Here is an 11,770-nt window from a genome sequence, read left to right on the forward strand (position 1 = left end):
CGACTTAGTAGCTTAGCGTCTTTTTTAAATTAGTTAAGGCTTAAGTATTCTGCAGTACTTTTTCTGTCAGCTGTCATTGCTTCTTTTCCAGCTTCCCAGTTTGCAGGACAAACTTCACCTTTTACTTGGATGTGTGTATAAGCATCAACCATACGTAAATACTCACTTACGTTACGTCCTAATGGCATATCGTTTACGCTTTCGTGGAAGATTTTTCCAGTCTCGTCGATTAAGTAAGTAGCTCTGTAAGGTACGTTTGATCCTTCGATGATTACTGAATCTGTTTCTTCGCAATACTCAGTTGAATCGATATCAAGAATTCCTAAAATGTTTGCTAAGTTTCTGTTGGTATCTGCAAGAATTGGGTAAGTTACACCTTCTATTCCACCATTGTTTTTTGGAGTGTTTAACCAAGCAAAGTGTACTTCGTTAGTATCACAAGATGCTCCAATTACGATTGTATTTCTTTTTTCGAATTCTGGCAAAGCAGCTTGGAAAGCGTGTAATTCAGTTGGACATACAAAAGTGAAATCTTTTGGGTACCAAAACAAAAGTACTTTTTTGTTGTTTTTTGTAGCTTCCTCAAAAATATTGATTTTCAAATTGTCTCCCATTTCTGAGATAGCGTCTACTGCAATACTTGGGAATTTTTTACCTACTAATGACATATTTATTAATTTTAGTTATTTAATTTTTTTAATGGTGCAAATATAAGGGATATAAAAAGATGCTTTAAATAAATTTTGATTATTAATATTTATTGAACTATCATATATAATTATTTTTTTTGTTTATGATAGTGATAATGTGATTGGTAATGTTCCTTTTGGTTTTTTGTTTTCTACTAATTGTTCTGCTGCAACTTCTTGAAATTCAGTAAAATCTTGATACATTTCAATAATTCCTACTGTTTCTTCTAAATTCGGAATTACTTGTAAAGCATATGGATTTCCAAAAACATAGATCACACATTTTTTGGTTTGAAATAAATGGCCTAAATATTCTAAAACGGTATCTTCTAAATCAAATTTATTTAGCGGTTTTGCTTTTGGAACATATAAAGATATAAGTAAGGTATCAAATGAAAGAAGGTCTTCCTTGATAGTTGTATTTATTAAATCACTGGCATCTTCAATTGCATATTCAGGTGATGGCAGATGTGAGCTCAAGGCATTAAAAAACGGATTGTCAATCGTTTTGTAAATACTCAATTTTGCCATGCGTTCCCTGTTCTTGGCATCAAAAAGAGTTAATGAATTCTGTTTGTTTTTTATTTCGGTTATGCAATTTTTGGCTATTTTTCGATTTAAGTCAGAAGTGATTTTAAAGTCAAAAGCAGTTTTAGAAGCTGGGGTTGCATCAAAAAGGCCTACTTTTTGTTTGCATTTCATAATGCGATTGTAACTTGTATCGATACGTTCCGGACTGGCATTTTTTAAGATCTCCTGAATCCCTTCAGCTACGTTTTCGGAAAAACAAAGAACATCGTTTCCAGCATTAAAGGCTTCCCATTCTAGTTGACCTTTGGTATCATATAATTTTGAGACGCTATGCATATTTAAAGCATCAGATATCACTAAACCATCATAACCCAATTGCTCACGCAGAAGGGATTCGATTATATTTTTTGATAAAGTTGCCGAGGTATTTTTTCCGTTATTTAAAGCAGGAACGGCTAAATGCCCAATCATAATTGAATCGACTTGATTTTCGATTCCTTTGATAAACGGAACCAATTCATTTTCTAATAATTGTTCTAAATTCTCGGTTAAAATTGGTAATCCTAAATGTGAATCGACATTGGTGTTTCCGTGTCCAGGGAAGTGTTTCAGGCAGCCTAAAATTCCAACTTCAGACATTCCTCGGAGGTACTCTAATGCAAAATGTGCTACTTTTTCTTTATTTGAACCAAAAGATCGATATCCTATTACGGGATTATTAGGATTGATGTTTATATCGGCCAAAGGAGCCAAATTATAATGAATTCCTGCCGATTTTAAGTCTAATGCAATTTGTTTTCCCACTTCATAAACCAAGTCAATTTCGCTGTCTGGCAAAGCGCCAAGAGTAATTGCATATGGATATTGCGGTGTTTTCTCGACACGCATGGCCAAACCCCATTCTGCATCTATACTCATCAAAAGAGGAGTGGTGCTACATTTTTGGTAGCGAACAATAAGTTCTTTTAAACGTTGATAGCTGTCTTCGATTACTTCAACTTTTTTCTTAGACTCATAGTTGGTCGCCGCACTGGCTCTACTATGAAAAAAAGTTAATCCACCTATGTTGTGTTCTCTGATTAATTGTTCCGTTTTTTGGATGTTTTCTTCTGTGTCGTTAATGAAAACGGCCGGAAAAAAGAATTGCCCTATTTTTTGTTCTAGTGTCATTTTGAAAATATTTTTGAACACGAATTTTACGAATAGAATTTTATTTAAAAATGATTAATAAAATTCGTTCAATCTTTATTTTATATTATTTAGTTGTAGGTATGTTTTCTTCTGTTTTCTTACCAAAATCAGCTGGATATTTTAATAATTGTGACAAAATCAATCCTGGAATTGTGGCGCAAAACACCCATATAAAGAAATTGCCATATCCTAAATATTCTTGTATAAAACCGCTGGCCATACCAGGAAGCATCATACCAAGCGCCATAAAACCGGTAGCAAGCGAGTAGTGGGCAGTTTTTGATTCGCCTTCGGCAACATAAATCAGATACATCATAAAAGCTGCAAAACCGAATCCATATCCAAATTGTTCGGCAATAACTGTTGCGTAAACATAATAGATTGATGTTGGATGAAAATGTGCTAACATTACAAACCCTAAAATAGGTAGGTGCATAGCCAAAAACATAGGTAACATCCATTTACGCAAGCCTCTTCTTGAGATGGCTATACCGCCCAGAATTCCACCAATAACTAATGCTGTAACTCCAAATGTTCCATAAATGATTCCTACATCTTCAGTAGTTAATCCCATACCATCTTTCTTTATTACACTGAAATTACCATTTGATTTTATTAGTTTATCAATTAGTGTTATTCTATTGGGCATGATATCGGTATTAAATTTATCAATATCATCTGTCTTCGTTGGTTTTGTTTCTAAAGGAGTATTTTTATTTTGCATTACAGCGGTAATGGGTAAATAAGAATACAATGAATCCATTTCGGAATCAGTTAGTTTGATTCCTTTTTTAACTTTTGAGTTAAAGATATTTAATGCACTTAATTGTAGTTCATTATTAGGGGTTTCTACCATTTCGTATCCTTTTGGGTCGATTAGAAAAGGAGTAAGCATTTTTAATAATTGTGATTCACCTAATCTGAAAAGTAAAATAAAAGCGAGTATGATTCCGATTTGTTTTTTCTGAAAAAAAGTGGCAAACACTTCACCAAAACTAGTTTTTGATTCTGTTTTTGTCTCATTGATTTCTTCTACTTTTGGAGTAGTGAAAAAGTTGTAAATCGTTAGGAAAATCATAATCAAAGCCACGAAAATCATAGTGTACGACCAGGCTTTGGTTTTATCTCCAAATTTTTGTTCGAGAAATCCTCCTAGAATTACTATTAATCCATTTGCGGTAAGCATTGAAAGTCGATAGAAAGTACTTCGAATACCTAAGAAAAAAGACTGTTGTTCTTTGGCTAGAGCCAACATATAAAAACCATCACTTGCCACATCATTGGAGGCCGAGGCAAATGCTGCTACCCAAAACAGTGCTAAACTCAACATAAAAAAATGATTCATGGAGAGGGTCAATCCTACAACCAAAAAGGCAATCGCAATCACTAATTGCATGGCGAGAAACCATTTTCTTTTGGTTGCATACAAATCTATAAATGGACTCCAAAGCGGTTTGATTACCCATGGCAAATACAATAAACTGGTATATACTCCAATGTCTTCATTGGCAATACCCAGATTTTTATACATAATCACCGAAACTGAAATAATTATGGCATACGGAAAACCCGAAGCAAAATTTAAAAAAGGAATCCAATACCAAGGTTTGTTATCTTTCATTATATGGGGCTTTTTTATTGATTGGATAAAATGTTTTCTAGTTGTTGAATTGAGATTTTTTAATTGGTTTGTGTTTCTACCTTTAAATCGATTATTGTTTCTGGACTTTCATTGGCATAATAATCAACAAAAGTAAAGGCAAAAGCAGTGTTTCCTATTAACTTATAGCAGGGTACTTGAATGTTAAAATCCTTGTTTTCATCCAGAACTGCAATTTTTTCTAAAATTTGACTGGCGTCGTTGATGTCTATTTTAGAGACATCTTTTGCTCCGTATACTACTATATAACGCACTTTTGTAATTGGTTTCTGGAATGAAATGTAATAGTTTACTGAGTCTTTCGTGATACTACTAATTGCAAGGCTGTCTGTAATTTCCTTTTTGAAGTGAGGAACTGGTAAGGGAAGTGCTGGATATTTATACTCATTTTCTTTTAGCACTTTTACAACATCAAGGTTTTTATTTATAAAACACTTGGCACTAAAAAAGCCATTTCCCTGTACATTTTCGTAACTGCGAGTTAGGTCAATTTGGTTGGGAATTTCATAAATATTATTCCATTTTTTATCAGAATCGGCTTTGATTTTGTATGTGCTGTTTCCTATGTAAAGAGCGGTATTGTTTGGGATATTCTCAGACCACCATTTCATTAATTTAGCATAAGAAGCGGTTTTGTGATCGATACTCCAATACAATTGTGGTACAATATAATCAATCCAGTTGTTGTTCATCCAGTCCATAGGATCGGCAAATAAATCATCATAATTGGTTTGTCCAGATTGCGTGTCTGACCCTTTTGGATCTACTGATTTGTTGCGCCAAACCCCAAATGGGCTTATACCAAATTGTACCCAAGGCTTTAGATTTTTGATGGTAAATGAAATACTTTTTACAAAATTAGCCACATTTAGGCGTCTCCAATCGGCTAAGCTCAATCCGTTACCCAGTTTTTTATAGGAAACGCTATCGTTAAATTCTATGCCTTTTATTTTGTAGGGATAAAAATAATCATCAAAGTGGATGGCATCAATATCGTAGTTTTTGACTACTTCTTCGATCACTGCAGTTAAGTGTTGTTGTACCTCAGGTAAAGCGGGATTGTAATAATATTTTCCACCATACTCAATCATCCATTCGGGATGTTTGTAAAAATCATGACTGCGACTCAAAAGCTCCGTTTTTAAGTCGAAAGTAGCACGATAGGGGTTAAGCCAAGCATGAAATTCAAAACCACGGGCATGAGCTTCGGCAATCATCCATTGTAATGTGTCGTAATAAGGTCTAGGAGCTTGTCCTTCTACTCCTGTTAAATAACGGGACCAAGGTGCTAATGTTGATGGATAAAAAGCATCACCAACTGAACGTATCTGAACAATTACTGCATTGTAATTTAAATTTTTGTAAGTATCTAAAGTTTGGATAAAGTCAGATTTTTGTTTTTCAACAGAATCCAAACTGTTTTTTGGCCAGTCTATATTAACCACAGTTGCAATCCAAACTGCTCTAAATTCGTTCTTGGGATGCATCTCTCTTTTTTGGGCATAGCCAATGATAGTTGATAATAAGAGTGCTATAATGTGGAGTGCTATAATGTGGAGTGCAAAGGACTTCTTTGAATTCATTTTCAATCATTTTATAAAGAAACCAAAAGTAGTTTTTTTAGTGAAGTTTATTAAATTTATTGCTAATAAAATTCGGTCTAAAACTGTTAATCAATAGTGATTGAAAAAAAGTAAATCAAAAATAATTTTTATTTGCCATAATTCAGCAGCATATGAGTTGAATTGATTGTGAAGATTTGCAATGGTTTTAAGCTATTTTGATTGTATTATTTGGTTAATTTAAGTTGCTAATACTATCTTTGAAGGAATCAATATTTTTGCATAACACCAATAAAATGAGAAATATATCCATTGTTTTGTTTGTATTTATAGCTACTTCATGTACTAAAGCAGTTTTTAAATCGAAATGGACTCTTGAAAAAGCGCCAGAAAATTTTGTTACCCGTTTTGAAACTTCCAAAGGGGATTTTGAAATTGTAATAGAAAGGAAAGCCTCACCTTATGCAGTTGATCGTTATTATCAGTTAGTTAATCATCATCTTTTAGATTCAGTTCTGGTTTATAGAATGGTACCAAAATTTGTAGCTCAATTTGGAATTACTGATACCCTAAAAACAAACCCTTGGAAAGAATATAAAGTGCCTGACGAAAAGGTTCTTAAGAGTAATCTAAAAGGTAATTTAAGTTTTGCCAGAAGTGTAAAAGACAGTCGTAATTTTGATCTTTTTATTAATCTGGAAAATAATACACGATTAGATACCATCAATTATGAAAAAGTAACTGGTTTTCCAGCTTTTGGAACAGTTACTAAAGGGATGGAAGTTGTTGAGAGTTTTTATTCAGGTTACGGTAATGAAACTATGGATAAGTATGATTCGCTAGCTTCCAATAGAAAGCAATTTTTAAAAGTGTTCCCTAAATTAGACGTTATACGTAAAGTTTATATATTGAAAAATGAATAATTGATTTTATTCAAATACTAAGGAACCAAAGAACTCAGGTAAATGGAAGTTAGGTTTTTCAGTATTTATTGGATTCCAAGATAAAAAATGTGGACTGATAAGTTCATCACCACATTTGTAGAAGTTACCTTTCATGACCTGTCCTGATAGTTTTTCGATATCTCCTTTAAAAAATGCATTCATGGGAATAATAAGGGAAAGTTCCCATTCGACATCACCAATGCGTTCTTCAAAAGACTGATTGCCTAGACTGGACCAACGCTGAATTTGATTTGAAAATTCGGCTGGGGCAGGCTCTCTATAGCTGCCATCCTCTCCAATTCCGAAAAATAAAGTGCCAATACAATTCGATTCTATATTGTAATATTCATTTTGTCCCGGAGGAAGAATAAAAAATTCTACGCAAGAATCAGCCCAAACCATGCTATTGTCTTTGGAGTAACGAGCTCGAATGCTTTTTTCTTTTACATGATAATTTAAGAAAATAGAAGTGGCATCATGCGCAATTCTAAAAGTTACTTCTGGTTGATACGGATATTCATCCCAGTTAAGAGAAGCTATAGTTTGAAAAGGAATTTTATTAGTGTCAAATAATGTAGCAATTTGATTGGCAGAAACGTTGTTTTTTTCTATTTTTTGTACAGTAACTGTCTTCATTTCTCTTCCGGATTTTAGTTGTTCTTTTTTAGATAAAATGGCTCTTGAATTCAATTCTGAATTGCTACTGACACCTTGCGCAACTCCATGAATTACAATTGAAAGCATTACTAGTGTTATTTGCTTCGTCATTTTCAAATCTACAATAATAATTGTAAAAAATCAAAAACTGCATTTTATGGTTCAAATTCAAAATATGAAATGAGATTTGATTTTTATTCCGACTGAGATATTCAGTATGGAAGGAAGCTTATTTATATCGTTAAAAATTAATTAAGGCATTAGGAAAAAGAAATATTCAGCGTTGTAGTATGCTACTATCTAAGAATACAGTAATCAATAGAGCTGTATTCTAAGCTTACTAATAGTGTAGTTTATTTGTATATTCAATGGAAATAGAGATCAATATTTAATTTTACTTTTTTGAAAATAAACAGAAAATTTAACAATAATTGAGGCTTCTTAAGATTGTTGAATTTATCATATTTAAAGAAAATTTCTTGTTTATAATGCAAAGATTTATAAGCTGTTAAATATTGATCTCTAATGGAGCTAGTTATATAATGTTTTTACATGTTTAAGTAATTTGAATCCTTAAATAACAAGTTGCAAAATGTAAATAACAATATTTTTAGCTACTATTTTATTGGCAAAAAGCCTCGCAAGTCCATACGAATCCATATATGTTATTTGCAGGACATTTTATTGGTATACGTACAATAGGGCTTCCAGGAGGATCACAAGTTGGTGCACCAGGCGCACCTGCTCCAGTAATGTTTTTTTGTTCTTTTTTACTCAATTTTTGAGTACCTTCTAAATTTAAAATTCTTTTTAACATTTTTTTGTTTTTAAGTGGTTAGTACCTCAATTATTTAAAGTCATTTGAGGTTTATGACTATCCTTGCAAGAATATTTTATGAATCTTAACAAAATAATTAATTAAAAAAAATGCTTTTTAATTGAAATGTAGTTTGTTAAAATTAGTAATTGACAAGCTTCGAATTCTATTTTAAAAGATACAAATACTATAATTTAGAACTAGAGTAATATTTTGCTTTTATAAAATAATTTGTACACTACAATTATCAAATATTAATTTTGTAGTATTAGATTCTAGTTTTTGGACTATAACAATGATGAATTATTTTTCTCAAAAATATGTATATAAATAGTTATTTTTTGAGATTATATTTACATTGTTTAGTAGGATATTACCTTTGTTTGTTGATTTTGAACTTTTTATAAATATCCAGTTTTTAGGTTTTAGATTTTAATTTTTAAAATATAGGATTGAAGTATATTTTATTTAAAATATGTTTTTGTGAAGATATATCCGATTTTTTTCAGATTAAACAGTAAAAATTTAGTATGATAGAAAATGTTAGCTTTGATGGAAGTTCAACAGTAATATCCTAGATTGCTAGATAAGTAAAAAAACTCTTATGAATGATTTACAAGGAGCTGAACTATAAAAAAGCGACATAATGAATACAAATTGTATTAGGTAAAAGAATTGGGATTCAAAATGTCAACAATAGAATTGTCTACTTTTTCTATCTGATGGCATTCATGGAAAAGTTGGGGACTTTTATCTTATTTACAGTTTCTGAAAACTTAAAAAAAAAACGCAAAGTCGAGAGACTTTGCGGAGTAGTTACGCTTTATGCTGCGAGGGTACGAAATTAAATATTGTTAATTTTTTTATTTTGATTATTCATTTATTGCATACTGTTTTTGCATAATTAATGAAATAGGTAACCCTACACAAATCATTAAAATTAATATATTTTTTATGGCACTAATTAGAATGATTGGTGAATGCGAAATGTTTGTAAATGGTAAAACTAATAGATTCATAATCATCCAAACTAATAAACCAAAAAGTAAGCCGCCAATAATCTTATTTTTTGAAAAAAAACTAATTTTAGAAAAACTGAAATAATACAAAAAAGCAAAAGTCATGGCAATTAGTAAATGAATGATAATTCCATATATTATCATTTCATTGCCACCAGCAAATGCACTTTTACCAAATAAGCCACTGGCAACAAATTTGAACACTGCTGAATAATTCATTTTTCCAAGAAAGACAACTGCTGCTGTGCCGTCTAGTAAACCAGCAACAAGACCCGCCAAAAAAATAGTTTTGATTTTTGATTTCATATTGATTATTGTTTAGGTTAGGTGTTGAAAATTAGTATTGTAATTTCATGATTTGGTTACTTTCTGAAAAATAGTTTTTACTTGCTACGTTTGTCTTTGACCATGAAAAAGAAAAACTGATCCATTTATATATTGTAAATCTACCAAAAGTTAGAAACTCAAAATTGAGATATATAAATGTTATGTGATTGTTTTGTAATGTATTAAATGTGTCTTTTTCTCTGTCTTATAAAGATAAAAGTATGAAATTTTTATTATTCCAGCTACTTCTGCTCCGCAAAGTCTACCGACTTTGCGGAGCAACTACACTTTGTAGCTTAATCAAGAACTATTGTATCCTTCGATGAGCTGAGGTGCAAAGTCAGAGACATTTGCGCAGCTTTTTATAAGGAACACTTCGGGGAGCGGGGTAGCTTGTAGAGATAAACACTTCGCAGAACTGAGTGTTATTTTTTTAAAAGCAAATTTACCAAGTGATCGGCTTGTCTCGTAGTTTCGGGAAGTCTGTAATCAGGAGTTAATTTAAGGACCCACTGAATAGCAGTTTCAAGAGAAATTTTATGACCAATTGATATAAACATTGGATTTGTATTATTTTGAGTTCTTAATGCTTTACCAACCAAAAGATCATTATAGATTAATTCTTGTGTATCTCCTCTTTCTAAACCTAAAAGACTTTTATCGTAACTACCAATTAATCTTTTTTTTGCGCAACCTATTGTTGGAATATCTAATTCTATCCCTAAGTGAGTGGCCATACCAATTCCTTTAGGATGAGCAATTCCTTGTGCATCACAAACTATCAGATCTGGTTTTATTGTGAGTTTTTTATAAGCTTCAATTAATGGAGGAATTTCCCTGAAAGAGAATAATCCGGGTACATAAGGGAAAGTAATTTCCATTTCATGATAGGCCTCTTCTACAACTTCAAAAGTAATTGCATCCAAAACAACTATCGCTCCGATCATTTTATCTGAAGCGTCATTGTATGCAACATCTACTCCGGCGATATGTTTTACAGGTACGGTTAATTGATCTTCTTTTATTACTTTCTTGCTCAGGTTTTTTTGCAAGTCGTAGAATTGCTCAAATTCTTGTTCTTCGTTAAATATTTCGTTTGTCATTTTTTATATTATAATTCCATATTTATTTACCTCATCATCGAGGAAATCATATCTTATTCGTTCTGGCATTAATTTTTCGGTTATTTTTATAGCTTCTAAAACAACAACAGGAATACGTGTGCTTGCAGTAGTTTGTAAAACCCATTCAATAGCTGTTTTTAAAGATATTTTATGCCCAATAGAGACAAAAACAGGATTACTATTTTCTTGAGTTCGCAACGCTTTACCAACTATTTTGTCATCATATACTAAATCTTGTACATCCGCTCTAGAATTTCCGAAAGTTTCTTTGTCATAATAACCGACTAATCTTTTTCGTGGACACCCAATTGTCGGAATATTTAATTCAATTCCTAAATGTGTTGCTAGTCCAACATTTTTAGGATGTTCGATACCATGTCCATCACAAAAAACTAATTGGGGTTTTACGTTTAGTTTTTCGAAGGCTTTTATAACTGAAGTGATTTCATTATAAGCAAATAAATCAGGAACATGTAATGTAATATCTTCCGACTCAGAAAATGCCTGATCAACAATTTCTTGTGTTTCAATATCCATTACTACTATAGCTGAAGCTATTTTTTGATCTATATCGTTGTATGCCACACTAACGCCGGCAATATATTTTATTGGATACTGAATCTGATCCTCGTCAATAATCTTTTCAGCGAGCTCATTTTGAAGAACATACTTTTCCATAAAATCGTCAGGAACAGTATGACCTAATGTTTCTTTCATGCTTTCCTGAACTAGATAACCATAAAGAGCTTTTCCTATTCGTGCTTCGTTTAATTCCCGAGTTAGATTAAAAGGATTATTCGAATACGAATAAGAGTGTACAAATAAACCTGAATCATAAAAGGTTTCTCTGTTATCTTCATAAATCTTTAGAACCTCAAAGCTGTCTTTTATTTTTTTATCATAATCTAAATCTTCACGAGTAAAATCATATCCTTGATAATGCCGCCTTTTTCCTGTTTCATGTATAATTTTATAATCCATGATTAAATCTAATGTATCTAGGTCGTAAGCATTATAAATTTCAAATTGTGAGCTATTCAAACTATCCTTATATATTTGAAAACCATACCTGCTCTCGCCAAAAAGGTAAACAATAATTGAGAAAGAATCTTCACTTTTATTAAATACTAGACTATGCAATCTACGATTTATTATAACTTCTCTGGTATATTCTTTATCAGTAATATTTTCTTTAATTTCGGTAAAAGGTTTGTTATTGGACATATTATAATCTGATTATCTATAAAAC

Annotated in this window: 9 protein-coding genes and 1 pseudogene; 1 reads left to right on the forward strand and 9 read right to left on the reverse strand. The window is 31.7% G+C overall.

Features of this window, described 5'->3' with window-relative positions; genetic code table 11:
- Positions 1-29: 29 nt before the first annotated feature.
- From OZP08_RS11785 to OZP08_RS11800, 4 genes and pseudogenes are all read right to left on the reverse strand, one after another.
- A complete protein-coding gene (locus OZP08_RS11785) occupies positions 30-668 on the reverse strand; it encodes a peroxiredoxin (RefSeq protein ID WP_268846284.1) in 639 nt (212 codons plus the stop codon).
- Positions 669-1,445: 777 nt separating this feature from the next.
- Positions 1,446-2,390 (reverse strand): annotated as a pseudogene (locus OZP08_RS19735) (glycoside hydrolase family 3 protein); the annotation flags it as partial.
- An 85-nt stretch (positions 2,391-2,475) separates the two neighbouring features.
- Positions 2,476-4,035 carry an MFS transporter gene (locus OZP08_RS11795; protein ID WP_432419638.1) on the reverse strand — a complete coding sequence of 520 codons (1,560 nt, stop codon included), beginning with the start codon at positions 4,033-4,035 and terminating at the stop codon, positions 2,476-2,478.
- Between the two features lie 56 nt (positions 4,036-4,091).
- The gene (locus OZP08_RS11800) at positions 4,092-5,654 is read right to left on the reverse strand and encodes a glycoside hydrolase family 10-like protein (RefSeq protein WP_281321913.1); all 1,563 of its coding nucleotides are present in this window, start codon (positions 5,652-5,654) and stop codon (positions 4,092-4,094) included.
- A 275-nt stretch (positions 5,655-5,929) separates the two neighbouring features.
- Here OZP08_RS11800 and OZP08_RS11805 point away from each other — a divergent pair, with 275 nt between their 5' ends.
- Positions 5,930-6,556, forward strand: coding sequence for a peptidylprolyl isomerase (locus OZP08_RS11805; RefSeq protein ID WP_281321914.1), 627 nt, complete (start codon positions 5,930-5,932; stop codon positions 6,554-6,556).
- A 6-nt stretch (positions 6,557-6,562) separates the two neighbouring features.
- Here the strand turns inward: OZP08_RS11805 and OZP08_RS11810 are convergent, their stop codons facing one another.
- The 5 genes from OZP08_RS11810 to OZP08_RS11830 form a co-directional block, all read right to left on the reverse strand.
- Positions 6,563-7,345 (reverse strand): carbohydrate-binding family 9-like protein, encoded by a 783-nt coding sequence (locus tag OZP08_RS11810; protein ID WP_268846289.1) that lies wholly within the window; start codon positions 7,343-7,345, stop codon positions 6,563-6,565.
- Positions 7,346-7,856: 511 nt separating this feature from the next.
- Positions 7,857-8,051 (reverse strand): hypothetical protein, encoded by a 195-nt coding sequence (locus OZP08_RS11815; RefSeq protein WP_268846290.1) that lies wholly within the window; start codon positions 8,049-8,051, stop codon positions 7,857-7,859.
- Positions 8,052-8,923: 872 nt separating this feature from the next.
- Complete coding sequence (locus OZP08_RS11820) at positions 8,924-9,376, reverse strand: DUF1440 domain-containing protein (RefSeq protein ID WP_281321915.1); 453 nt, start codon at positions 9,374-9,376, stop codon at positions 8,924-8,926.
- A gap of 446 nt (positions 9,377-9,822) precedes the next feature.
- On the reverse strand, positions 9,823-10,500 hold the full coding sequence (gene nfi / locus OZP08_RS11825; RefSeq protein WP_281321916.1) for a deoxyribonuclease V: 678 nt from the start codon (positions 10,498-10,500) through the stop codon (positions 9,823-9,825).
- A 3-nt stretch (positions 10,501-10,503) separates the two neighbouring features.
- Positions 10,504-11,745 carry an endonuclease V gene (locus OZP08_RS11830; protein ID WP_281321917.1) on the reverse strand — a complete coding sequence of 414 codons (1,242 nt, stop codon included), beginning with the start codon at positions 11,743-11,745 and terminating at the stop codon, positions 10,504-10,506.
- Between the last annotated feature and the right edge of the window lie 25 nt (positions 11,746-11,770).

Source organism: Flavobacterium aestivum (assembly GCF_026870175.2).
In the GTDB taxonomy this organism is placed as follows: Bacteria; Bacteroidota; Bacteroidia; order Flavobacteriales; family Flavobacteriaceae; genus Flavobacterium; species Flavobacterium aestivum.